General features: G+C 40.9%; 22 protein-coding genes and 1 pseudogene. 10 read left to right on the forward strand and 13 right to left on the reverse strand.

Annotated elements, in window-relative coordinates:
* Window positions 1-167: 167 nt before the first annotated feature.
* The 4 genes from tpx to HT679_RS01300 form a co-directional block, all read right to left on the reverse strand.
* Window positions 168-659 carry a thiol peroxidase gene (gene tpx, locus HT679_RS01285; RefSeq protein WP_061366224.1) on the reverse strand — a complete coding sequence of 164 codons (492 nt, stop codon included), beginning with the start codon at window positions 657-659 and terminating at the stop codon, window positions 168-170.
* A gap of 122 nt (window positions 660-781) precedes the next feature.
* Window positions 782-1,711: a metal ABC transporter substrate-binding lipoprotein/adhesin PsaA gene (gene psaA, locus HT679_RS01290; RefSeq protein WP_000733084.1), complete on the reverse strand. Its 930-nt coding sequence runs from the start codon at window positions 1,709-1,711 to the stop codon at window positions 782-784.
* Between the two features lie 31 nt (window positions 1,712-1,742).
* Window positions 1,743-2,591, reverse strand: coding sequence for a metal ABC transporter permease (locus HT679_RS01295; RefSeq protein ID WP_000559787.1), 849 nt, complete (start codon window positions 2,589-2,591; stop codon window positions 1,743-1,745).
* Entirely contained in the window at window positions 2,588-3,310 is a 723-nt protein-coding gene (locus tag HT679_RS01300) for a metal ABC transporter ATP-binding protein (protein WP_000619152.1), read from the reverse strand. The genes HT679_RS01295 and HT679_RS01300 overlap by 4 nt, the downstream gene beginning before the upstream one ends.
* A 177-nt stretch (window positions 3,311-3,487) precedes the next feature.
* Here HT679_RS01300 and pepO point away from each other — a divergent pair, with 177 nt between their 5' ends.
* Complete coding sequence (pepO, locus tag HT679_RS01305; protein WP_173212443.1) at window positions 3,488-5,380, forward strand: endopeptidase PepO; 1,893 nt, start codon at window positions 3,488-3,490, stop codon at window positions 5,378-5,380.
* A gap of 128 nt (window positions 5,381-5,508) precedes the next feature.
* On the opposite strand, the gene HT679_RS01310 is transcribed toward pepO, so the two are convergent.
* Together HT679_RS01310 and HT679_RS01315 are read right to left on the reverse strand one after the other, a co-directional pair.
* Window positions 5,509-6,138: an MBL fold metallo-hydrolase gene (locus tag HT679_RS01310; protein ID WP_000690840.1), complete on the reverse strand. Its 630-nt coding sequence runs from the start codon at window positions 6,136-6,138 to the stop codon at window positions 5,509-5,511.
* A gap of 123 nt (window positions 6,139-6,261) precedes the next feature.
* Window positions 6,262-6,489 carry a hypothetical protein gene (locus HT679_RS01315; RefSeq protein WP_345694211.1) on the reverse strand — a complete coding sequence of 76 codons (228 nt, stop codon included), beginning with the start codon at window positions 6,487-6,489 and terminating at the stop codon, window positions 6,262-6,264.
* Between the two features lie 379 nt (window positions 6,490-6,868).
* On the opposite strand from HT679_RS01315, the gene HT679_RS01320 reads away from it, so the two are divergent.
* A complete protein-coding gene (locus HT679_RS01320; protein WP_173212445.1) occupies window positions 6,869-9,091 on the forward strand; it encodes a bifunctional (p)ppGpp synthetase/guanosine-3',5'-bis(diphosphate) 3'-pyrophosphohydrolase in 2,223 nt (740 codons plus the stop codon).
* Between the two features lie 30 nt (window positions 9,092-9,121).
* Window positions 9,122-9,565, forward strand: coding sequence for a D-aminoacyl-tRNA deacylase (gene dtd / locus HT679_RS01325; RefSeq protein ID WP_173212447.1), 444 nt, complete (start codon window positions 9,122-9,124; stop codon window positions 9,563-9,565).
* Window positions 9,566-9,603: 38 nt separating this feature from the next.
* Here dtd and HT679_RS01330 read toward each other — a convergent pair whose 3' ends face one another.
* Together HT679_RS01330 and HT679_RS01335 are read right to left on the reverse strand one after the other, a co-directional pair.
* Complete coding sequence (locus tag HT679_RS01330) at window positions 9,604-10,017, reverse strand: hypothetical protein (protein ID WP_173212449.1); 414 nt, start codon at window positions 10,015-10,017, stop codon at window positions 9,604-9,606.
* A 162-nt stretch (window positions 10,018-10,179) separates the two neighbouring features.
* A complete protein-coding gene (locus tag HT679_RS01335; RefSeq protein ID WP_173212451.1) occupies window positions 10,180-10,830 on the reverse strand; it encodes a metal-dependent transcriptional regulator in 651 nt (216 codons plus the stop codon).
* Window positions 10,831-10,941: 111 nt separating this feature from the next.
* Here HT679_RS01335 and HT679_RS01340 point away from each other — a divergent pair, with 111 nt between their 5' ends.
* Window positions 10,942-11,784 (forward strand): metallophosphoesterase family protein, encoded by an 843-nt coding sequence (locus tag HT679_RS01340; RefSeq protein WP_173212453.1) that lies wholly within the window; start codon window positions 10,942-10,944, stop codon window positions 11,782-11,784.
* A gap of 75 nt (window positions 11,785-11,859) precedes the next feature.
* Entirely contained in the window at window positions 11,860-12,297 is a 438-nt protein-coding gene (locus tag HT679_RS01345) for an Rrf2 family transcriptional regulator (RefSeq protein WP_001166788.1), read from the forward strand.
* A 58-nt stretch (window positions 12,298-12,355) separates the two neighbouring features.
* Here the strand turns inward: HT679_RS01345 and HT679_RS01350 are convergent, their stop codons facing one another.
* On the reverse strand, window positions 12,356-13,429 hold the full coding sequence (locus HT679_RS01350) for a DUF2974 domain-containing protein (protein ID WP_173212455.1): 1,074 nt from the start codon (window positions 13,427-13,429) through the stop codon (window positions 12,356-12,358).
* Window positions 13,430-13,584: 155 nt separating this feature from the next.
* Here HT679_RS01350 and HT679_RS01355 point away from each other — a divergent pair, with 155 nt between their 5' ends.
* The 3 genes from HT679_RS01355 to HT679_RS01365 all read left to right on the forward strand — a co-directional run bounded on the left by HT679_RS01355 (window position 13,585) and on the right by HT679_RS01365 (window position 17,539).
* The gene (locus HT679_RS01355) at window positions 13,585-14,262 is read left to right on the forward strand and encodes a response regulator transcription factor (protein WP_000548991.1); all 678 of its coding nucleotides are present in this window, start codon (window positions 13,585-13,587) and stop codon (window positions 14,260-14,262) included.
* Complete coding sequence (locus HT679_RS01360) at window positions 14,255-15,229, forward strand: sensor histidine kinase (protein ID WP_173212457.1); 975 nt, start codon at window positions 14,255-14,257, stop codon at window positions 15,227-15,229. Before HT679_RS01355 ends, HT679_RS01360 begins: the two co-directional genes overlap by 8 nt.
* A gap of 798 nt (window positions 15,230-16,027) precedes the next feature.
* Window positions 16,028-17,539 carry an ABC transporter ATP-binding protein gene (locus HT679_RS01365; protein WP_004242726.1) on the forward strand — a complete coding sequence of 504 codons (1,512 nt, stop codon included), beginning with the start codon at window positions 16,028-16,030 and terminating at the stop codon, window positions 17,537-17,539.
* 92 nt (window positions 17,540-17,631) lie between these two features.
* On the opposite strand, the gene thrS is transcribed toward HT679_RS01365, so the two are convergent.
* The 4 genes and pseudogenes from thrS to HT679_RS01380 all read right to left on the reverse strand — a co-directional run bounded on the left by thrS (window position 17,632) and on the right by HT679_RS01380 (window position 20,844).
* Entirely contained in the window at window positions 17,632-19,575 is a 1,944-nt protein-coding gene (thrS, locus tag HT679_RS01370; RefSeq protein WP_000608345.1) for a threonine--tRNA ligase, read from the reverse strand.
* Between the two features lie 21 nt (window positions 19,576-19,596).
* The gene (locus tag HT679_RS01375; RefSeq protein WP_240149562.1) at window positions 19,597-20,211 is read right to left on the reverse strand and encodes an AAA family ATPase; all 615 of its coding nucleotides are present in this window, start codon (window positions 20,209-20,211) and stop codon (window positions 19,597-19,599) included.
* Window positions 20,196-20,396, reverse strand: a pseudogene (locus tag HT679_RS11635) (hypothetical protein). The gene HT679_RS01375 and the pseudogene HT679_RS11635 overlap by 16 nt, the downstream one beginning before the upstream one ends.
* A 73-nt stretch (window positions 20,397-20,469) precedes the next feature.
* Window positions 20,470-20,844, reverse strand: coding sequence for a hypothetical protein (locus HT679_RS01380; RefSeq protein ID WP_173212460.1), 375 nt, complete (start codon window positions 20,842-20,844; stop codon window positions 20,470-20,472).
* 204 nt (window positions 20,845-21,048) lie between these two features.
* On the opposite strand from HT679_RS01380, the gene rpsO reads away from it, so the two are divergent.
* Window positions 21,049-21,318: a 30S ribosomal protein S15 gene (gene rpsO / locus HT679_RS01385; RefSeq protein ID WP_001018251.1), complete on the forward strand. Its 270-nt coding sequence runs from the start codon at window positions 21,049-21,051 to the stop codon at window positions 21,316-21,318.
* A 679-nt stretch (window positions 21,319-21,997) separates the two neighbouring features.
* Window positions 21,998-22,618, forward strand: coding sequence for a CadD family cadmium resistance transporter (locus tag HT679_RS01390; RefSeq protein ID WP_173212462.1), 621 nt, complete (start codon window positions 21,998-22,000; stop codon window positions 22,616-22,618).
* Window positions 22,619-22,708: the final 90 nt, after the last annotated feature.

Genomic DNA, 22,708 nt, shown 5'->3' on the forward strand with positions numbered 1-22,708 from the left:
GGTTGCTCAAAGCACCGCTTTGAGGTTGCAGATAAAGCTGACGTGGTTTGAAGAGATTTTCGAAGAGTATAAGGTAGTTGTTCTTATCTGATTGAACTGGTATTTACTCGTAAACAAAAATCCTCCGTTTCAAAGAGCAGGAAACTCTTTGTGACAGAGGATTTTTTCTATAGTTCTTTAGCAGCTGCAATTGCGGCTTCGAAGTTTGGCTCAGAATTGATATTGTCCACGTATTCAACGTAGCGAATAGTATTGTCAGTATCAAGGACAAAGACCGCGCGTGCCAATAGGTGCCACTCATTGATTAAGAGGGCGTAATCACGTCCAAAGGAATGGTCGAAATAGTCTGAGAGCATGATGGCATTTTCAATTCCCTCAGCACCACACCAACGTTTTTGGGCAAAGGGGAGGTCCATTGAAACAGTCAAGACAACCGTATTATCCAGTCCAGCCAGTTCTTCATTAAAACGACGCGTTTGAGTTGAGCAGATGCCTGTATCGATAGAAGGTACGACACTCAAGACTTTTTTCTTTCCATCAAAATCAGCCAGAGATTTTTTAGAAAGGTCTGTTGTAGTGAGTGAAAAATCAAGCGCCTTGTCGCCGACTTGTAGTTGTTTACCTGTAAAGCTCACAGGATTTCCGAGAAAAGTTACCATAGGATACTCCAATCTTTTTTCTTCCATTGTAGCTGAAACGGTCAGAATTTTCCAATGATTTGACCGGAAATGTGTGCATAGAAAAAACGTCAGCTCATGTGAGAATGACGTTTTTCAGAGGATTATTTTGCCAATCCTTCAGCAATTTTATCAAGGTTGTATTTCATCATGTTGTAGTAGCTGTCGCCTTCTTTACCTTCTTCTGCGATAGAGTCAGTAAAGATTTGTGCGTAGATTGGGATGTTTGTGTCTTGTGAAACAGTCTTCATTGGACGGTCATCCACACTTGATTCTACAAAGAGTGAAGGAACTTTTGTTTGGCGAAGTTTTTCAACCAAGGTCTTGATTTGTTCAGGTGTTCCTTCTTCTTCAGTATTGATTTCCCAGATGTAGGCACTTGGGACACCATAGGCTTTAGAGAAGTATTTGAATGCTCCTTCGCTGGTTACAATGAGTTTCTTTTCAGCAGGGATGTTATTAAATTTATCCTTACTTTCTTTATCAAGTTTGTCTAACTTATCAGTATATTCTTTGAGATTTTTTTCATAGAATTCTTTGTTGTTAGGGTCTTTTGCGCTCAATTGTTTAGCGATATTTTTAGCAAAGATAATCCCATTTTCAAGGTTGAGCCAAGCGTGTGGGTCTTCTTTACCTTTTTCATTTTTTCCTTCAAGGTAGATAACATCAACGCCTTCGCTGACTGCAAAGTAGTCTTTGTTTTCAGTTTTCTTAGCATTTTCTACCAATTTTGTAAACCAAGCATTGCCACCTGTTTCAAGGTTGATACCGTTATAGAAAATGAGGTCTGCCTCAGAAGTTTTCTTAACATCTTCAGGAAGTGGTTCGTATTCGTGTGGGTCTTGCCCAATCGGAACGATACTATGAAGATCAATTTTATCACCAGCAATATTTTTAGTAATATCAGCGATGATTGAGTTTGTAGCAACAACTTTTAGTTTTTGACCAGAAGCTGTATCTTTTTTTCCGCTAGCACATGCTACAAGAGCAATAACAGAAAGAAAGAGAACGAGTAATGTACCTAATTTTTTCATTAGATCCTCCAATTTATTGGGGTTTTACCCCTTATTTTAACAAATGTTTATTTTTTAGTTTCAAATATCGTTGTTTTGGAGCGATAAAGAAGCTAATGAGAAAGAAACTAGCGGCTGTAAGCACGATACTAGAACCTGCCGCAACGTTAAAGCTATAGCCGATAAAGAGCCCCAAAACTGAAGCTGTCGCTCCAAAGGTTGAGGAAAGGAAAATCATACTTTTCAGGCTATTAGCATACAGATAAGCAGTTGCAGCTGGGGTAATCAGCATGGCTACAATCAGGATAGTTCCGACACTTTGCATGGCTGTCACAGACACGAGAGTCAAGAGTACCATGAGAAGGTAGTGATAGAAATTGACAGGCATTCCCATGGCTTTGGCCAAGAGTTCATCAAAGGAAGTTATCAAGAGTTGCTTGAAGAAAATCCAGATTAACAAGAGAATGACTGCCCCAACACCCATAGTAATAAACATATCCGTATCTTGGACGGCTAGGATATTACCAAAAAGGATATGGAAAAGGTCAGTTGAACTTTTAGCGACACTAATCAAGATGATACCGAGGGCTAAGAAAGAAGAAAAGGTAATGCCGATGGCGGTATCGCTTTTGATAATCGAGTTTCCCTTGATGTAGGTAATGATGATGGCAGCTAGCAGTCCAAAGACAATGGCTCCGATAAAGAAGTCAAGGCCCAAGATGAAGGAGAGGGCTACACCTGGTAAGACAGCATGTGAAATGGCATCTCCCATGAGTGACATCCCGCGTAGGATGATGAAACATCCTACAGCTCCAGCTACGACCCCGACGACAATGGCTGTTATCAAGGCATTTTGTAGGAAATGGAATTTTTGCAATCCATCGATAAATTCTGCAATCATAGGTCACCTCCATTGAAAAAGAGTCGATTACCGTAAGCTTCTTTGAGATTGGCTTCGGTAAAGGTTTCTTTGGTTGGACCAAAGGCAATCACTTCTCGATTGACAAGCAAGACTTGATCGAAGTAGTGGGGAACCTTGCTGAGGTCGTGGTGGACGATGAGAACCGTCTTCCCAGCTTTTTTCAGATCTCTCAGCGTATTCATGATGATTTCCTCACTGACAGAGTCAATCCCAACAAAGGGTTCATCCAAGAGGATATAGTCGGCTTCCTGTACCAAACATCTGGCAATCAAGACCCGCTGGAATTGACCTCCAGACAGTTGACTGATTTGCCGTTCAGCGTAGTCAGCTAGACCGACGATTTCAAGGGCTTCTTTCACTTTCTTCCAATGTTTAGCCTTTAAACTTCGAAAGAGAGGGATAGAGGGAAAGAGTCCTAACGAGACGCATTCCTTGACCTTGATGGGAAAGTTGTAGTCGATATTGATTTTTTGTTCGACATAGGCAATTCGGTGTAAGGATTTTTTAACTTCCTTGTTATCGAGAAATGCCTGACCTTGATGTGGGATAATTCCCAGCATCCCTTTTAATAATGTTGATTTTCCAGCACCGTTTGGGCCAATGATACCTGTAATTGTCGGTCCATGGAGCACTAGTGAAATATCCTTAAGTGCCAACGTTTCTTTGTAGGAGACACTGAGGTTTTCGATACGTATCATAAACTTATATTCCTCCTGTCTCTTAATATACATTAAAAAAAAAATTAAGTCAAGTTAATTTTTGAAAAAATTAAAATAATAACTGAAAAACAATGGGAAACATCCGTTCATTTTTAATTGCATTCCCAAGCAATTTTTGTTAAGCTAAAAACAAGTACAAATGAAAGCGAGAACAAGATGACACGTTATCAAGATGATTTTTATGATGCTATCAATGGGGAATGGCAACAGACAGCTGAAATTCCAGCAGATAAGTCTCAAACGGGAGGTTTTGTTGATTTAGACCAGGAAATTGAAGATCTGATGCTGGCGACAACAGACAAGTGGTTGGCAGGAGAAGAGGTGCCTGAGGATGCTATCTTGGCAAACTTTGTCAAATATCACCGCCTAGTTCGTGATTTTGACAAGAGAGAAGCTGACGGTATCACACCTGTCTTACCACTTCTTAAAGAATTCCAAGAATTGGAGACTTTTGCGGATTTTACAGCTAAACTAGCAGAGTTTGAGCTTGCAGGAAAACCTAATTTCCTTCCTTTTGGTGTATCGCCAGACTTTATGGATGCCAGAATCAATGTTCTATGGGCTAGTGCTCCAAGCACGATCCTGCCAGATACGACCTACTATGCAGAAGACCATCCTCAGCGCCAGGAGCTCTTGACTCTTTGGAAAGAAAGCAGCGCAAATCTCCTCAAGGCTTATGATTTCTCTGATGAAGAAATTGAAGACTTGCTAGAGAAAAGACTTGAATTGGACAGCCGAATTGCAGCAGTAGTTCTTTCTAATGAAGAAAGTTCAGAATATGCTAAACTTTACCATCCATATGCTTATGAAGATTTCAAGAAATTTGCGCCTGCCCTACCTTTGGATGACTTCTTCCAAGCTGTTCTTGGACAAGTACCAGACAAGGTTATCGTAGACGAGGAACGTTTCTGGCAAGCCGCAGACCAATTCTATAGTGAAGAAGCTTGGCCTCTCCTCAAGGCAACCTTAATTTTAAGTGTTGTGAATCTCTCAACCAGCTATTTAACAGAAGAAATCCGTGTCTTGTCAGGTGCCTATAGCCGTGCGCTTTCAGGAGTTCCAGAAGCCAAAGACAAGGTCAAGGCAGCCTACCAGCTAGCACAAGGTCCTTTCAAACAAGCCTTAGGTCTTTGGTATGCCCATGAAAAATTCTCTCCAGAGGCCAAGGCAGATGTAGAGAAAAAAGTGGCAACCATGATTGATGTCTATAAGGAGCGCTTGGCCAAAAATGACTGGCTAACTCCAGAAACTCGTGACAAGGCCATCGTCAAACTCAATGTCATCAAGCCTTATATTGGTTACCCAGAAGAATTGCCAGCACGCTACAAGGACAAGGTAGTGGATGAGACTGCTAGTCTTTTTGACAATGCTCTAGCCTTTGCGCGTGTGGAAATCAAGCACAGTTGGAGCAAGTGGAACCAGCCTGTAGACTATAAGGAATGGGGCATGCCTGCTCATATGGTCAATGCCTACTACAATCCACAGAAGAACCTGATTGTCTTTCCAGCGGCCATTTTACAGGCTCCTTTCTATGACTTGCATCAGTCATCTTCTGCTAACTACGGTGGGATTGGGGCAGTTATTGCCCATGAAATTTCCCACGCCTTTGATACCAACGGAGCTTCCTTTGATGAAAATGGTAGCCTCAAGGATTGGTGGACAGAGAGCGACTATGCTGCCTTCAAGGAGAAAACACAAAAAGTTATTGACCAGTTTGATGGACAGGATTCTTATGGAGCAACCATCAATGGTAAATTGACTGTGTCAGAAAACGTGGCTGACTTGGGAGGAATCGCTGCAGCCCTTGAAGCAGCTAAGAGAGAACCAGACTTCTCAGCAGAAGAATTCTTCTACAACTTCGGTCGCATCTGGCGTATGAAAGGTCGTCCAGAATTTATGAAACTTTTGGCCAGCGTCGATGTGCACGCGCCAGCCAAACTCCGTGTCAATGTACAAGTACCAAACTTCGATGATTTCTTTACAACCTATGATGTCAAAGAAGGAGACGGTATGTGGCGTTCACCAGAAGAGCGCGTGATTATTTGGTAAGGCAAAAAATTTAGTCATCAGAAAAAAGGCATCCAATCAGGTGTGAAAACCTTGATAGGATGCCTTTTATAGTGGAAAGATTTGCTGGATAGTTTACTTAAATTGTGCTATTGATTGTCATCATTTTACTAGAAAAAGGGATTGAAAGTTTTTTCGTGAGCGATGGTTGTAGCTGGACCATGTCCTGGATAAACATCGTAGTTTGGTAGAGTGAAGAGTTGGGTCTGGATACTATGGAGAAGTTGCTCCGTACTACCAGTTGGAAGATCTGTTCGTCCGATAGTTTCACGGAACAGGGCATCACCTGTCAAGACCAAGTGAGCTTGTGGAAAGACGATAGAAACACCACCGATAGAATGTCCTGGTGTTGGCAAGACAGTGAAACGAAATTCCTCTAGTTGGTATTCTTCGTGAAAGATAAAAGTGTGCTCTGCAGGTTTTGCGACCACATCTGCCATATCATCGTGACGAGGGAGACCAGAGAGATTATCGACAGGAGTGTAGAGCCAGCTGGCTTCACTCTCTGCGATATAGACAGGAGGATTGCCAAAAGTCTCACGAACCAAGTCCAGACTCATGATATGGTCATAATGAGCGTGGGTCAATAGAATAGCACAGATGGGTTTGTTGATTTTCTCAATCGTCTTGCGAATAGCGTCCCAATGGCTACCAGGATCGACAATGATGAGGTGCTTTTCGCCTTCTAGGTAATAGGTGTTTTCATAGGCAACAGGATTCACGGTTTTATGGATTTTCATACTAGCTCCAATCTCAAAGAATGTACTAAATTAAGTATAGCACAGTTAGGGAGAATAGGTAAGGATTTAGGATGAACTTAAAAACCAGCATGACTAGATGAAGACAGGCTGGTTATCAATTTATCAATATCGGAGAGGTGTCAATTGCCCTTCATAGGTTGCATAAACTCCGTCATTAGCTTGTTTGATAGATGTGATGTTTAGAGTGCCACCATAGTTGGCTTCTCGTTTATCGCTATATTCACTATAAGTTATCCTATTGGGCAGGTTCTGGTCGTTAGCATAGTATTGAACGACTGTTTTTTTATAACTTTGCTGGCTGAATAGGAACAGGCAGCTAACTCCTAACACTAGGAGAGCAAAGATAGAAATAGCAGTTTTTTTCATAGGTGTTCTCCTTATAAACTAAAGGATAAAAGAAAGCATCTTGAGGATTTTAATTCTAAAATCCAGTCAAGGTACCAGTGTATGTGACACGAATTCCACCGTTTATCTTTCGTATATTCAATGGAATTGGGGAAGTCAGAAAGTCTTTCGGTTACAATATGGTTTCCGTTCTTCTATCTCTCCTTCTATCACCTAAGTTTAAAATCTAACTTCGTAATATATTATAGACTAATAATTCAGAATTATCAAGCAATTCTGAATTATTTTTTTCTTATTCTGTTCCAATCTAGTTTTCATATTCTTAAAAAAGTGATAAAATGGTAGGAAGAATTGGAGAGTAGAGATGCCAAAAGAAGTGAATTTAACAGGCGAAGAAGTTGTCGCTTTAACCAAAGAATATTTAACGGAAGAGGATGTCCATTTTGTCCATAAGGCCTTGGTCTATGCGGTGGATTGCCACAGTGGTCAATATCGTAAATCAGGTGAACCTTATATCATTCACCCCATCCAAGTGGCAGGTATTTTAGCCAAACTCAAGCTGGATGCCGTAACGGTAGCTTGTGGTTTCTTGCATGATGTGGTGGAGGATACAGATGCGACCTTGGACGATTTGGAAAGGGAGTTTGGTCCTGATGTACGGGTAATCGTAGATGGGGTTACCAAGCTTGGTAAGGTCGAGTACAAATCAATCGAGGAACAATTAGCGGAAAATCATCGCAAGATGCTTATGGCCATGTCTGAGGACATCCGTGTTATCTTGGTCAAACTGTCTGACCGCTTGCACAATATGCGGACCCTGAAACACCTTCGAAAAGACAAGCAGGAGCGTATTTCCAAAGAAACTATGGAAATCTATGCACCGCTTGCTCACCGTCTGGGGATTTCTAGTGTCAAATGGGAATTGGAAGACTTGTCTTTCCGTTATCTCAACCCAACGGAGTTTTACAAGATTACCCATATGATGAAGGAAAAGCGCAGAGAGCGTGAAGCCTTGGTGGATGAGGTAGTTACAAAATTAGAGGAATATACGACAGATCGTCACTTGAAAGGGAAGATTTACGGTCGTCCCAAGCATATTTACTCGATTTTCCGCAAAATGCAGGACAAGAGAAAACGGTTTGAGGAAATCTATGACCTGATTGCCATTCGTTGTATTTTGGATACCCAAAGTGATGTTTATGCCATGCTTGGTTACGTGCATGAACTTTGGAAACCCATGCCTGGCCGTTTCAAAGACTATATCGCCAACCGCAAGGCCAATGGTTACCAGTCTATCCATACGACTGTCTATGGGCCAAAAGGGCCGATTGAATTCCAAATTCGGACCAAGGCCATGCACGAGGTGGCTGAGTACGGGGTTGCGGCTCACTGGGCTTATAAGAAAGGCGTTAAGGGGCAGGTTAACAGCAAGGAATCGGCTATTGGGATGAACTGGATCAAGGAGATGATGGAGCTCCAAGACCAGGCTGATGATGCCAAGGAATTTGTGGACTCTGTTAAGGAAAACTATCTGGCTGAGGAGATTTACGTCTTTACCCCAGATGGAGCTGTCCGTTCTCTTCCCAAAGATTCAGGACCGATTGACTTTGCCTACGAAATCCATACAAAAGTTGGGGAAAAAGCAACTGGTGCCAAGGTCAATGGTCGTATGGTCCCACTGACAACCAAGCTCAAGACAGGAGATCAGGTTGAGATTGTTACCAACCCCAACTCTTTTGGGCCGAGCCGTGATTGGCTCAATATGGTCAAAACCAGCAAGGCGCGTAACAAGATTCGCCAATTCTTTAAAAATCAAGATAAGGAATTGTCTGTTAACAAGGGTCGTGAGATGTTGATGGCCCAGTTCCAAGAAAACGGCTATGTGGCCAATAAATTCATGGACAAGCGTCATATGGACCAAGTTCTGCAAAAGACCAGCTACAAGACAGAAGAATCCCTCTTTGCAGCCATTGGTTTTGGCGAAATCGGTGCCATTACCGTCTTTAACCGTCTGACTGAAAAGGAACGCCGTGAAGAAGAACGTGCCAAGGCCAAGGCGGAGGCAGAAGAACTTGTCAAGGGTGGCGAAGTCAAGGTTGAAAACAAAGAAACCCTCAAGGTCAAGCATGAGGGTGGTGTGGTTATTGAAGGTGCCTCAGGTCTTCTTGTGCGGATTGCCAAGTGTTGTAATCCAGTGCCTGGTGACAATATTGTCGGTTACATTACCAAGGGTCGAGGTGTGGCTATTCACCGTGTGGACTGTATGAACCTGCGCGCCCAAGAAAACTACGAGCAACGTCTCCTTGATGTGGAATGGGAAGACCAGTACTCTAGCTCAAATAAAGAGTATATGGCCCATATTGATATCTACGGCCTCAATCGTACAGGACTATTGAACGATGTATTGCAAGTTCTTTCAAACACAACCAAGAATATTTCAACTGTTAACGCTCAACCAACCAAAGATATGAAGTTTGCCAATATCCATGTGTCCTTCGGTATTGCCAACCTCTCTACGCTGACCACGGTCGTAGATAAGATTAAGAGTGTGCCAGAAGTTTACTCTGTCAAACGGACCAACGGCTAATTGTCCTAGCTCTTAACTAGAAAGGCTATTATGAAAATCATTATCCAACGGGTTACAAAAGCCCAAGTGAGCATTAAAGGTCAGGTTCAGGGGAAAATCAATCAGGGACTCTTATTGCTGGTTGGTGTTGGACCAGAGGACCAAGAGGAAGATTTGGACTATGCTGTGAGAAAGCTTGTCAATATGCGGATTTTTTCAGACGCAGAAGGTAAGATGAACCTGTCTGTCAAAGATATTGAAGGAGAAATCCTTTCTATTTCTCAGTTTACCCTCTTTGCGGATACCAAGAAAGGCAATCGTCCAGCCTTCACAGGAGCAGCCAAACCTGATATGGCATCAGACTTCTATGATGCTTTCAATCAAAAATTAGCGCAAGAAGTACCCATTCAGACAGGTATCTTTGGAGCGGATATGCAAGTTGAGTTGGTCAATGACGGACCAGTCACCATTATCCTTGATACTAAAAATAGATGAGAAAAACCAAGCCGGCTGGGCTTGGTCTTTCTCATCTATCATAAAATACTCCAAAATGAAATCTGTTTCTGATAGGCCTTGGGGAAGTCTCTTTTCAGACTTTGGCTTATGCGATAGGAGGGGATGAAATGTCCTAGGATGAGGAGGGTACCCTGAAGGAAAAGTGGGATGCGACTTAAAAATATCAAGGAGAGAATCATTAGACTATCCCATAGGAGGATTTGCAAGGAAAAACGCCAGAATCTCGGTCTAATCTGGGAATAGAGTTGACTAAAGTAGTCACAAAGCTGGTTGGACAGATAGGTCAATAGCACAGGATGAAAGAAAATGAGCCAACCACTGTAAATCAAAATCCAATCCCAAGTAAGCCCCTCTTTAAATGTCAAAAATGCCAGCATGATTCCATCAATGACAAGAAGTTGAATGGTTTTGATGGAGATGATTTTTTTCATGATAAGCCCTCCTTTTTTTTATGTTAGTGACGTAATGTTTTCTATAATTATTATACAATATTTAGTTGGAGTGTGAAAGCGTTTGCTATCTTTTTTGATATAAAAAATAGATAAGAAAACCCTGAAAATAAAACTTTCAGGGTTAGTAGGGGACTTGAGAAATTAGTCGATTTTCTCGACGTAGAGTTGTTTGGCAATGTCCATACCTACTTGTAAATCCTCATCTTTACTAAGGATAGTGAAGGTGTTGCTGAAGCCATCAAACTGCTTGACTTGGAGCGGATCACCGATGTGAAGTGAGTGCTTGTCCAGATAACTGAGAATGTCAAAACTATCGTGCACCCGAGTTAGGCGATAGGAGCCAGCTTCCTTGATGTCAGCTAGTGGCAGGTTATTGATTTCAACTAGGAGTTCTCCCTTGGCAGGAATGGTTCCTCCGTGGGGGCAGGTTTTAGGGAAACCTAGCAATTTATCCAGTCTTTCCACGAAAAGGTCAGAGACAGTATGCTCCAAGACCTCAGCTTCCTCATGAATCTGGTCACTCGTATAGTCTAAATGATGAACTAGAAAAACTTCAATCAAGCGGTGTTTACGGTAGAGTTCAGAGACCAGTTTAAGTCCAAGGTCAGTCAGTAGATAGCCACATTCCTTGTCCTTTAGGATGAGATTTTCACTTTTCATCCGTTTAATCATTTCAGTTACAGCAGGGGGAGAGACTTGCATGCGGGCCGCAATTTCCTTATTGGTGATTTTATGCAGGTCTATGCCAATTTCATAAATACATTTTAGATAGTCTTCTTTATTCGGGGTCATTCGCTTCCTCTTGTCTAATATCTTTATCTAGTATATCAAAAAAAGCTAGATTTCTCTAGCTGTGACTTTTTATGTTATACTTATTGCAAGAGAAAAAACGAGGAGATGGATATGACGAAAATAGCTCTTCTTTCAGATATTCATGGAAATACCACCGCCTTGGAGGCTGTTTTGGCAGATGCTCGGCAGCTAGGAGTGGATGAATACTGGCTTTTGGGAGATATTCTCATGCCAGGGACAGGGCGTAGAAGGATTTTGGACTTGTTGGATCAACTACCGATTACAGCTAGAGTTTTGGGAAACTGGGAAGATAGTCTGTGGCATGGTGTCCGCAAGGAATTGGATAGTACTCGTCCCAGTCAACGCTATCTCTTGCGCCAGTGCCAGTATGTTTTAGAGGAAATTTCCCTAGAAGAAATCGAAATGCTCCACAATCAACCTCTCCAGATTCATCGTCAGTTTGGTGATTTGACGGTAGGAATTAGCCATCATCTGCCTGATAAGAACTGGGGGCGTGAGTTGATTCATACTGGAGCACAAGAGGACTTTGACCGCTTGGTGACCAATCCCCCTTGTGATATTGCTGTTTATGGTCATATTCACCAGCAGTTGCTTCGTTACGGGACTGGTGGGCAATTGATTGTCAATCCGGGTTCGATTGGGCAACCTTTCTTTTTGGACGCTCAGCTGCGGAAGGACTTGCGAGCCCAGTACATGATTTTGGAGTTTGATGGCAAGGGCTTGGTAGATATGGACTTCCGACGGGTAGACTACGATGTGGCAGCTGAATTGCAGCTGGCTAAAGACCTCAAACTTCCTTATTTTGAGGTTTACTATGAAAGTCTGGTCAATGGTATCCACCATACTCATAATCAGGAATTTCTGAGAGAATTAGCCCAGAAAGAGGGTTATGATAGGGAATTAGATGCTTGGTTGAAAAGTGGTAACGATTGACATTACAACTAAAAAGGGTATAATAAAAGAAAAAGAAGAGTAGAGGCAGGGGAGCCTCGTAAAAAGGAGAAGAGGATGCAAATTCCAAGTAGATTTACCATTGCGACTCATATGCTGATAATTATTGCCCTCGAGGGGAAGGAAAGCAAGGTGACCAGTGATTTTCTGGCTGCTAGTGTTGGGGTCAATCCTGTCATTATCAGAAAGACCTTGTCCCAGTTGAAGAAGGCAGAGCTGATTTCAGTCGCGCGCGGAACAGGGGGAACAGAGATTGTCAAGGACCTCAAAGACATTAGTCTATTAGATGTTTATCAAGCGGTTGAGTGTCTTGGTAAGACTGGTCAACTCTTTAGTTTCCATGACAATCCAAATCCAAATTGCCCAGTTGGAGCTCATATTCATGATGTTTTGGATCAAAAATTGGAGAGAATTCAGTTGGCTATGGAGGCAGAGCTTGGTCAGACCAGTTTAGAACAAGTCGTGGCCGATGCAGAGAGTCAAATGAAGGAGTGAATTCTTCTTTAAAACAAGAAAAGCTTATGAAAAGTTTTTTACCTTTTCATAAGTTTTTTTATCTATTTTTCCAGGCTTGGTAACGGGTATCAATCAATAACTGGGTAAGGCGTCCCAAGGTTTCTCTTTCTTCTGGAGTGAGGGATTGCGCTTGGACAAAGAGATGATGAATGTGTTCAAGCGCCTTGAAGGAAGCCAAGTCATTGATAGAAGTAATACCAGAATCAAGAATGGTGCCAAAGAAAAGGTCGAAGTAAAGTTGAAGTTCCTCGTCAGGGACTGTGGCCACCCACTCCTTGAAGGTTGTGTCGACTTGTTGGCTATCACTGTTGGTCTTATCCAGTTGGACGAAGCGCTTGTCCTCAATCTGCCAACTAAAGGTATCGTGCTGGGCGATACCACCCAAGGCAGTACTGTACACGATGATTTGGTGGTTAGGGATTTCCATCATCATACCGATAATAGATCCTTGTGGGATGAAGACCTTGGTTCTATCCATTATCCCTTGATAGCCTGCAGCTTGTGTCAGTTCTTTGTGGAGACCAGGCGCATCAAAGGTATAAACTGTTGTGATTTGATTTTGTAAACTTTGCTCAATTTGGCTAGCAGCATAGATAGCTAGATTTCCTCCCTTGGAATGCCCAGCCAGAATGACCTTTTGCTTAGGATGGTAGGCAAAAAAGTTCTTTAAATAGCGAAGGGCGTGCTTTTGAGCAGGAATTTCCTTCATATAGGTCAGGTGGAAATCTTCCTTCCAGCCAATGATACTGTCATCTGTCCCACGAAAGACAATCAGATAGGTATCGAGAGTGAGGCGGTAGGTCATAGCCGCAAATTGTTTTTGAAGCTCAGGGTCGATGTCGTTGATAAAATGGGAGAGTTTGCAATTTTTAAAGCGTTTGTGTTGAGCTAGTTCATCTAATAGCTGGAGGCGATTTTTGCTGGTCAACATGTTAGGCTCCCTTGGAACCTGAGTTGCCAGGTCTAAAAGTCGCAGAGGAGTTGTGGAGACCAGATTATCAAAGGAGAGGTAGGTGATTTCTGTTAGGGCTAAAATGTCTAATTCATTCAAAGGTAAGTCGTAAAAGGAATCGTGTGCGACATCTTTAAGATAGTCAAAAATATTGGCCATAAGAGCTCCTTTCTTTTTGTTTATCTTATCAAATTTCCCTCAAATTAGCTAGTAGGGTTGCCTCATTTTGTTGGCTAAAAACAAGCTCTTTCAAATTCAGTTTCAGACCTTCCAGCATGGAAAAATCTGTTATAATAATAGAAAAGGAGGAGCGCATGCACAAGATTTTACTAGTAGAAGATGATCAGGTCATTCGTCAACAAGTCGGAAAAATGCTCTCTGAATGGGGATTTGAAGTGGTGCTGGTAGAAGATTTTATGGAAGTTTTGAGTCTTTTTGTTCAGTCGGAACCTCATCTGGTCCTCATGGATATTGGCTTGCCCTTGTTTAATGGCTATCACTGGTGTCAGGAGATTCGCAAGATTTCCAAGGTACCCATCATGTTTCTGTCTTCGAGAGATCAGGCTATGGATATTGTCATGGCAATCAATATGGGGGCGGATGACTTTGTGACCAAGCCTTTTGACCAGCAGGTTCTTTTAGCCAAGGTTCAGGGCTTGTTGCGTCGTTCCTATGAGTTTGGGCGTGACGAGAGTTTACTGGAATACGCCGGTGTGATTCTCAATACCAAATCCATGGATTTACATTATCAAGGGCAAGTCTTGAATTTGACTAAGAATGAATTCCAGATTTTACGAGTTCTGTTTGAGCATGCGGGCAATATCGTAGCGCGTGATGACCTGATGCGGGAACTTTGGAACAGTGACTTTTTCATTGATGATAATACCCTCTCTGTCAATGTGGCTCGTTTGCGTAAAAAGTTGGAAGAGCAGGGCTTGGTAGGATTTATCGAAACTAAGAAAGGGATAGGGTACGGTCTGAAGCATGCTTGATTGGAAACAATTTTTTCTAGCCTATCTGCGCTCCCGTAGTCGTCTGTTTGTCTATCTGCTTGCTTTAGCATTTCTAGTTTTGCTCTTTCAGTTTTTATTTGCCAGTTTGGGAATTTACTTTCTCTACTTTTTCCTCTTGTGTTGTTTTGTAACCATCTTATTTTTTACTTGGGACATATTGGTTGAAATGCAGGTCTATCGTCAGGAACTTCTCTATGGTGAGAGGGAAGCCAAATCTCCATTGGAAATAGCTTTAGCAGAAAAATTAGAAGCGTGTGAGATGGAACTCTATCAGCAGAGGTCTGACGCAGAAAGAAAACTGACGGATTTGTTGGATTACTATACCTTGTGGGTCCATCAGATAAAGACCCCCATTGCAGCCAGTCAACTCTTAGTTGCAGAAGTAGCCGACCGCCAACTGAAGCAGCAATTAGAACAGGAAATTTTCAAGATTGATTCCTATACCAATCTAGTTTTACAGTACCTGCGTTTAGAAAGTTTCCATGATGATTTGGTCTTAAAGCAGGTGCAAATCGAGGATTTGGTCAAGGAAATAATTCGTAAATATGCTCTTTTCTTTATTCAAAAAGGCCTAAATGTCAACCTATATGACCTTGATAAAGAAATTGTGACGGATAAAAAGTGGCTACTAGTGGTTATTGAGCAAATCATCTCAAACAGCCTCAAGTACACCAAGGAAGGTGGTCTGGAGATTTATATGGAAGGCCAGGAACTCTGTATCAAGGATACAGGAATCGGGATAAAAAATAGTGATGTCCTCCGAGTCTTTGAACGCGGTTTCTCAGGATATAATGGACGCCTAACTCAGCAGTCATCTGGACTTGGCCTCTATCTATCTAAGAAGATTTCTGAAGAACTGGGGCACCAGATTTGTATCGAGTCTGAGGTTGGAAAAGGAACGATAGTAAGAATTAAGTTTTCCGATATGAATCTGATAATTGAGTGAGAAGAGACAATGAGTTTTTACCCAATCTCTTTTTGCTATATTTCAGGATATTTGAAGACTGTTTTTTACAAAACCAATAATAGAATTTTTAATACGGAATATAGTATAAATACTGGTTCAAAGTGAAGTTTTGTATGCTTTATACTTTTGTTGAGTATAAAATCTATAAACTAAAGGTGAATTACAAAAATTAATTTGAGATGAAGTGAATTGTAGACTTGGGAAATGTCTCCTATTCGATTTCAGAATGAATCGTTGATACAGGATTAAAAGAACTGCAGCTTTCTTTTTATTTTGAATGAGATAGGTGTATATAGATTTGTGTAACTGGTGTGGAACTGTTTCCAAGAATTTATTGAATGTATCGAATACACACATTCTATTGATTTTGAACCAGTTTTTAATTTCTAAATGTTACAATAGTTTTATCAAGTAAAAGGAGACTGCCATGATTGGAGACAATATAAAATTCTTACGAAAATCACATAATCTGATATAACCAGAATTTTCACGGATTGTGGGTGTGTCACGAAATAGCCTAAATCGTTAGAAAAACTGAAAAAGCTTACTTTCAATAGAAGTATTGGAAATATTCATTTTACATCTATCAAAGAAACATGGGATAGACCTATATTTTACAAAATAGCAAATTATATTTTGAATGATAGTAAAAACGGCAGTACTTGTGTGATTTACAATTATTGCACTCAATGTCCGAGTATCGCACTATCTGAAATAGGGAATAGTAGAGATTGTTCTGCGATATGTAAAAAAACGCATTAGAAAGGAGTATCGTATATGCTACCATATCTTAAAACTATTAGATGGTATCTCTTCTTTAATTTTCTTTTTGGTGTAGTATCGAATATCTGCACAGCTTTGTTACCGTATTTCACGCAGGCATTAATCAAAGGGGATTATCAAGTAGCTCTATATGGTTACTCTATGTCAGTGGCAGGCTATTTGAGTTGTAACTATATCCAAATGATACTTGATTGGAAGCAGGGGATTATCTTTTCGACTACTTTGAAAAATGAGTGGTTTCGTTCACTTCTGGGACTCAGTCACCACGATTTCAAGCAGAAAACAGTAGCAGAGTATATTTCCTATCAATCTAATGACCTAGATTCGTTGGAAAAGGATTACCTTCCTCCATTGATGAGTTTTATCAAACAAATTTTACGTATCATCATTTACGCTTTCATTATTAGCAGAACAATTAATCCTATTGTATCACTGATTTTAATCTTTTCTACTGGAATTAGTATTCAAATTCCTAAAATCGTTGGGAAGTTGACCGCTAATCGTAGACAGGTTTACTTGAAAAAACAAGGAGATTACTATCGAACTTTGGAGGATTTGCTCATGGGACATCATTTGGTAAATAAACTAACTATGTCGCATTTTTTGAATCAACAAAAGAGTTCTCTAAAGAATTTGCAGGATAAGTATTTTAAGTATGGTTTGACAAAAATTACAGGCATCTTATTGACAGGTGTTTCTTTTGAATTCATTAGTCTTGTTCTGTTTATTTATTTAGCCTACTCTCTATCTCACCAGCAACTCGGTATTCCTGAGGTGGTGGCGAGTTTCGGATATATTAATGCTTTTTCTGAACCAATACAGGAAATCCTTTATGATTTACAAATGTTAGAGTCCGTAAAGCCTGTAATCAAGAGTTTTCAAAACATTGTTGGGAGACCCGTTTCAGTTCAAGCACCTCAACATTCTTTTGATACGATTACTTTGAAAAACATTTCCAAACAACTGGGAGAATCAAAATTGATAATTACTTCCGCTACGATTCAAAAAGGGGATAAAATTGCGCTTATTGGTAAGAATGGGTCTGGAAAAAGTAGTCTTCTCAACATTTTAAATGGAACAGATGAAGATTTTGAAGGACAAATTGTGCTAGATGGGCTTGTTTTGGACCATCTTTGGGGAAGATTCGGTATGATTCTGCAACAAGAACATACATTTATTTCGAGTTATGAAAATAATGTAACGCTATTCAATAGTTTCAATGAAAAATTCAGAGAAGAAGATTTTGAAAAAATTCCACCACAATCCCTGTCAGGTGGTCAGCAACAACGAATGTATTTAAATCGTGAGAAAAATCGTAAAAATCCATTGCTTATCCTAGACGAACCTTTCTCTGCCTTGGATACTAATCAGTTTAAAATGGAATTGGAAAGAGTTCTGGAACTACCAAGCGCCGTCATTGTTACTTTACATCGCCAAAACGAATTATTAAGTAAGTTTGACCAAGTTTGGGAAATTAAGAATGGAGAACTTGTAATTTTGAAATAGCTAAATTATAAAGAATAAAACGCATAGTAACAAGGTCATTCAACACCTGATATTATGCGTTTTTTTGATTTTAAAGACTTTTTACTTGGTTCTTATTTCTCAACGCGTGATTTGTTGGCGATATCAGCTAGGATAGCTTGAACAAAGTCATCAACTGAGACAGTTTGTGTTTCTTTTTGGCCATAGCGGCGAACGTTAACAGTTCCGTCTTCCATTTCCTTGTCCCCAACGATTAATTGGTAAGGAATCTTGCTTGTTTGTGAAGCACGGATCTTGAACTGCATTTTTTCATTGCGCTCATCTACATCTGCACGGACACCACGGTCACGGAGTTTTTTAGCTACTTCCCATGCGTAGTCCACGTGTTTTTCGTTAGATACTGGGATGAGAGTTACTTGGTGAGGTGCTAGCCATGTTGGGAAGGCACCCTTGTAGTTCTCAATCAAGATAGCTGTGAAGCGTTCCATAGTTGAGATAACTCCACGGTGGATCATAACTGGACGGTGCTCTTCACCATCAGCTCCGATATATTTAAGGTCGAAGCGTTCTGGAAGCAAGAAGTCAAGTTGGATAGTAGAAAGAGTTTCTTCTTTTCCAAGAGCGGTCTTAACTTGAATATCCAATTTTGGTCCGTAGAAGGCTGCTTCACCTTCGGCTTCAAAGTAGTCCACGCCCATTTCATCAAGGGCTGCACGAAGCATGGTTTGGGCATTTTCCCACATCTCATCGTTGTCAAAGTACTTGTGAGTATCTTGAGGGTCGCGTAGAGAGAGGCGGAAGCGGTATTCAGTCAAGTTGAAATCTTCATAAACATCGATAATCAACTGAAGGGCACGCTGGAATTCTTCTTGGATTTGTTCTGGAGTAACGAAGAGGTGACCGTCGTTGAGCGACATTTCACGTACACGTTGAAGACCAGTGAGGGCACCAGATTTTTCATAGCGGTGCATCATACCGATTTCAGCGATACGGATTGGCAACTCACGGTAAGAGTGAACATGGTGTTTGAAGACTTGGATGTGGTGCGGACAGTTCATTGGACGAAGGACAAATTCTTCCCCGTCACCCATGTCCATAGTTGGGAACATGTCTTCTTGGTAATGATCCCAGTGACCAGAAGTCTTGTAAAGTTCAACAGAAGCAAGTGGTGGAGTATAGACGTGTTGGTAGCCTGAAGCCAACTCCTTGTCAACGATATAGCGTTCCAACTCACGACGAATAGTCGCACCATTTGGCAACCAGAATGGAAGCCCTTGACCAACCTCTTGAGAAATCATGAAGAGGTCAAGCTCTTTACCAAGTTTACGGTGGTCACGTTCCTTAGCTTCTTCACGCATTTGAAGGTAGTTTTTCAAGTCTTTCTTGTCAAACCAAGCTGTACCATAGATACGTTGCATCATAGCGTTGTCGCTATTTCCACGCCAGTAAGCACCTGCTACATGGAGAAGGTGGAAGATTTGGATGCGGCCTGTTGATGGGACGTGAGGGCCACGGCAAAGGTCTACATACTCACCTTGACGATAGATAGTCAAACCACCTTCGTCTTCTGAGTGTTCTTCAATCAATTCCAACTTGTAAGGGTCGTTCTTGAAGATTTCACGTGCCTCGTCTTTAGTCACTTCTTCACGAATTGATGGGAAGTTCTCTTTGACGATTTTTTGCATTTCTTCTTCAATACGAGGAAGGTCTTCGTTAGAGATTTGACCAGCTGTGTTGTCAGTATCGTAGTAGAAGCCATCTTCGATGGCTGGACCAACTCCCAAGTGAATGTCTGGGAACAGACGACGAGCTGCTTGGGCGAACAAGTGAGCGGCTGAGTGACGCAAGATTGGAAGGGCATCTTCGTGATCAGGTGTCACAATTTCGATGCTTCCATCTTCAGTGATCGCACGAGTTGTATCAATTAGTTTGCCGTTGAATTTACCAGCCAAGGCCTTTTTAGCTAGGGAATTGCTGATAGATTGGGCAATTTCAAAAGTTGTAACGCCAGATTCGAATTCACGAACAGCGCCATCTGGGAAAGTAATGTTAATCATGATGTTCTCCTTAAATATTTATTATTTTTTGTTGGACAATTTTAAGAGCCGAGCAACCTCTTTCATAGTCTGATTTTCTGATTGACTACCATCTGTCAAGAGACTAGAATATCCTAATTCCATTGCTTCTTTACGAACCATTTGGGCAAAAAGAATGTCTCGTTGCATCCAGTTTTCAAAAGCTTTATCAGGGTTGGTTGTTCCCTCCAAGACATAAGGAACCCATTCTCTCTGTCTATAATGCTTTTTCTGAAAATCAGCTGTCGGAGTTAAGCATAGATAGGAAGACGCTGGACATTCAAGCTCCTTAACCAAGTGAGGCAACAGTCCTGCTCCCTCCACCAAGAGATGCCTGTTTTGATTTTTTATCAAGTAAGATTTTACATAAGGAAAAATCTCCTCATAAAAGTGCCATTCTTCATCCGCCATCTCTTCTGGATTTCTCATCCAGATTTGTTCCGGACTTCTATCCTGTCTAAGAAGGCAAATTGGTTGGGAGTCTGCACTTGCTTGACTCATCATCTCGTCTACCAAATCATCGAGTTTGATATGACGTAGCTGATATTGTCTAGCAAGAAGTGAGGCAATTGTTGACTTTCCACTACAAGGCGATCCACCAATCATGTAAAGCACCATTCTTCCTCCTTCTGAAAAACAAAAAGCGACATCCTCGAAAGGACGTCGCAACGTGGTTCCACCTTCATTTATGTTCCTCAAAAGAGAGGAACACCTCTGATCGGCTCTAACGTGGCCACCGTTTTATGTTTTCATAAAAGTCAGTAGAGTAGTATCAGTTTAGGCTTCCTATGCGTTTCCAGCAACCACGCACTCTCTAGTAGAAAGGGATTAAGTGACTTGTCTCTATGGATTATTATAGCATGATTGTGAGATTTTTCAAGGATTTTGTGAAAGTTTTTTGTTTTTCATTTTTTGTAGAATACGCTTGATACCAATACCGACAGCCATACCAACTATGGCAAAGACTTCATAGGCTAGGAAGTAGGGAAGGATAAATTCTCTGAAAGTAATGATGGTAAAACAATAGAGCAGTCCGTTCCCCAGTAACCACCAAAGAGAGAAACGGAAACGGTAGCTATAGAGTAACGATACAATCAAGATTACCAGAGGTGTAAAGAAGAGAATATTATTTACGTAGAGACTCTTGAGCAAAAGGGGGTCAGAAATAATTAGTGATAACAACTGATAAAGTGGCCAATAAAAGAAAAATATGACCAGATAGTAGGGGAGATGGGAATAGAATCTAGGCATGATAATCACCTCGTTTTAAAAAACAGACAACTTAGATTTCTTGCTATGATTATTATAGCATATTTAAAACAAGAAAGTAAATCTGTTGACAAAGAAGTTAGTTATTGGTAGAATAGGGATTGTCGTAAAGACAAATAACTTCTTCTTGGTTACAGGCATGCCAACCTGTCACTCGGATGAAGCCAAATAAAAAGGAGAAACATCATGGCAATCTCAAAAGAGAAAAAAAATGAAATCATCGCACAATATGCACGTCACGAAGGTGATACAGGTTCAGTAGAGGTTCAAGTTGCTGTCCTTACTTGGGAAATCAACCACCTTAACGAACACATCAAACAACACAAAAAAGACCACGCTACTTACCGTGGATTGATGAAGAAAATCGGTCGCCGTCGTAACTTGCTTGCATACTTGCGTAAAAACGACGTTAACCGTTACCGTGAGTTGATCAACTCTCTAGGACTTCGTCGCTAATCTGCTTTATTTTCCACTTACATTGCGTTGTCACCTTACCTCGATATACTCAAGTATAATCTTCGGTTACGGTTCCTAGCACTGTAAGGTAAAATAAACCAGAATGATCTCCCTTCGGGGAGATTTTTTTTGTTTCACTGAAAGTTTCGTACATTCTTCTCCTCGTTGCCTAGTCTATAAACGATTTATCCAGCAAGAATTATGATGCTAAGGGCGTCAAAAATCCGTATGAAAATAGGGAAAGGACACAGTGTTCGATGAGTGCAAGGAGTTTCATCTTTTTCACTAGGATTTTAGCCCGGGCTTAAATCAGCTCTCTGATTTTCAGAGGGCTTTTTCATTAAGGTTTTATCGGTCACAATTTTGGAGACTACAAAAACCTCAAATGGTATCAGCTAATTACACCATAAGGGTGCGTAGCTACTCGGCTTGAAAAGCCGAGTAGCTGTCTGCAAGCCCCTTCGGAGAGCCCACACTTTACGAAGTAAAGTATAGTATGTTATAATTTACATGGAAGTAGTCACCGAATTCCAGTTAGAAATTACTTTGTAACTACGTTTTGAGGAGGAGTAAAATGCTTTCCTATGTTCGAAATTACCCACTAGCGATAGCTAAATTAATGTGTCTGTGCTCTCCTAAAATCTGCTGATTTATTACTGACCAATACAGGAGGTTTTTTATGGGACAGACAATCATATCTGCTATTGGTGTTTATATTTCCACCAGTATCGATTATTTAATTATTTTATTTATTTTATTTGCACAGCTATCACAGAATAAACAAAAATGGCATATTTATGCGGGGCAATATCTAGGCACAGGCTTACTTGTAGGGGCGAGTTTAGTTGCTGCTTATGTCGTTAATTTCGTGCCTGAAGAATGGATGGTTGGATTGCTTGGTTTAATCCCTATCTATTTAGGGATTCGCTTTGCAATTGTTGGAGAAGGTGAGGAAGAAGAGGAAGAAGAGGAAGAAATTATCGAAAGATTAGAACAAAGCAAGGCAAATCAACTGTTTTGGACAGTTACATTGCTGACAATTGCGTCTGGCGGAGATAATTTAGGTATCTATATACCTTATTTTGCTTCGTTAGATTGGTCACAGACCCTCGTGGCCTTGCTTGTGTTTGTAATCGGCATAATTATCTTATGCGAGATTAGTCGGGTGTTATCCTCTATTCCGTTAATATTCGAGACAATTGAAAAATACGAGCGAATCATTGTGCCCTTAGTATTCATTGTACTTGGACTATACATCATGTATGAAAATGGCACGATAGAGACTTTTCTGACCGTGTAGATTTTTTTGTTTCACTAGGATTTTATCCCGAGCTCAAATTGGCTCTCTGATTTTCAGAGGGCTTTTTATGTTGTCACTTTACCTCGATAT

Source organism: Streptococcus sp. 4886 (genome assembly GCF_013276485.1).
Lineage (GTDB): Bacteria > Bacillota > Bacilli > Lactobacillales > Streptococcaceae > Streptococcus.

Excerpts from the sequence above, each read along its gene's own strand:
- HT679_RS01375 (WP_240149562.1), bottom strand. The coding sequence starts at position 20,211 with ATGGTGCTTTACATGATTGGTGGATCGCCTTGTAGTGGAAAGTCAACA.
- psaA (WP_000733084.1), bottom strand. The coding sequence starts at position 1,711 with ATGAAAAAATTAGGTACATTACTCGTTCTCTTTCTTTCTGTTATTGCT.
- HT679_RS01320 (WP_173212445.1), top strand. The coding sequence starts at position 6,869 with ATGCCAAAAGAAGTGAATTTAACAGGCGAAGAAGTTGTCGCTTTAACC.
- HT679_RS01340 (WP_173212453.1), top strand. The coding sequence starts at position 10,942 with ATGACGAAAATAGCTCTTCTTTCAGATATTCATGGAAATACCACCGCC.
- HT679_RS01300 (WP_000619152.1), bottom strand. The coding sequence starts at position 3,310 with ATGATACGTATCGAAAACCTCAGTGTCTCCTACAAAGAAACGTTGGCA.
- HT679_RS01335 (WP_173212451.1), bottom strand. The coding sequence starts at position 10,830 with ATGACCCCGAATAAAGAAGACTATCTAAAATGTATTTATGAAATTGGC.
- HT679_RS01350 (WP_173212455.1), bottom strand. The coding sequence starts at position 13,429 with ATGGCCAATATTTTTGACTATCTTAAAGATGTCGCACACGATTCCTTT.
- HT679_RS01295 (WP_000559787.1), bottom strand. The coding sequence starts at position 2,591 with ATGATTGCAGAATTTATCGATGGATTGCAAAAATTCCATTTCCTACAA.
- HT679_RS01380 (WP_173212460.1), bottom strand. The coding sequence starts at position 20,844 with ATGCCTAGATTCTATTCCCATCTCCCCTACTATCTGGTCATATTTTTC.
- HT679_RS01365 (WP_004242726.1), top strand. The coding sequence starts at position 16,028 with ATGCTACCATATCTTAAAACTATTAGATGGTATCTCTTCTTTAATTTT.
- dtd (WP_173212447.1), top strand. The coding sequence starts at position 9,122 with ATGAAAATCATTATCCAACGGGTTACAAAAGCCCAAGTGAGCATTAAA.
- HT679_RS01360 (WP_173212457.1), top strand. The coding sequence starts at position 14,255 with ATGCTTGATTGGAAACAATTTTTTCTAGCCTATCTGCGCTCCCGTAGT.
- pepO (WP_173212443.1), top strand. The coding sequence starts at position 3,488 with ATGACACGTTATCAAGATGATTTTTATGATGCTATCAATGGGGAATGG.
- HT679_RS01390 (WP_173212462.1), top strand. The coding sequence starts at position 21,998 with ATGGGACAGACAATCATATCTGCTATTGGTGTTTATATTTCCACCAGT.
- thrS (WP_000608345.1), bottom strand. The coding sequence starts at position 19,575 with ATGATTAACATTACTTTCCCAGATGGCGCTGTTCGTGAATTCGAATCT.
- HT679_RS01355 (WP_000548991.1), top strand. The coding sequence starts at position 13,585 with ATGCACAAGATTTTACTAGTAGAAGATGATCAGGTCATTCGTCAACAA.
- rpsO (WP_001018251.1), top strand. The coding sequence starts at position 21,049 with ATGGCAATCTCAAAAGAGAAAAAAAATGAAATCATCGCACAATATGCA.
- HT679_RS01330 (WP_173212449.1), bottom strand. The coding sequence starts at position 10,017 with ATGAAAAAAATCATCTCCATCAAAACCATTCAACTTCTTGTCATTGAT.
- HT679_RS01310 (WP_000690840.1), bottom strand. The coding sequence starts at position 6,138 with ATGAAAATCCATAAAACCGTGAATCCTGTTGCCTATGAAAACACCTAT.
- HT679_RS01345 (WP_001166788.1), top strand. The coding sequence starts at position 11,860 with ATGCAAATTCCAAGTAGATTTACCATTGCGACTCATATGCTGATAATT.
- tpx (WP_061366224.1), bottom strand. The coding sequence starts at position 659 with ATGGTAACTTTTCTCGGAAATCCTGTGAGCTTTACAGGTAAACAACTA.